Genomic DNA, 262 nt, shown 5'->3' on the forward strand with positions numbered 1-262 from the left:
GTTCATAGTTTTTATTTCTGATTGTATATATTCATTAAATGTTTTTAAAGAATTAGAAGAATTGACCTTCAAATCGTTCATCCGTTTAATTATTCCACCGTGAAGTATATATATATGTTCAGCAAGGTGCATAACAAAGGCCATATCATGAGATGTGATGAGAAGAGTCTTACCATTTTTTTTAAACTCCAGAATTTTAGATGTTAGATATTGTATACTCATTACATCTAAGCCGATTGTCGGTTCATCCATATAGATAACC

1 pseudogene is annotated in these 262 nt (G+C 30.2%); it reads right to left on the reverse strand.

The annotated features are described in order from the left end of the window. A pseudogene (locus R2R70_RS21080) lies at positions 1–262 on the reverse strand (hypothetical protein); the annotation flags it as partial.

The sequence above is a fragment of the Cobetia sp. SIMBA_158 genome (assembly GCF_046566945.1).
In the GTDB taxonomy this organism is placed as follows: domain Bacteria; phylum Pseudomonadota; class Gammaproteobacteria; order Pseudomonadales; family Halomonadaceae; genus Cobetia; species Cobetia amphilecti.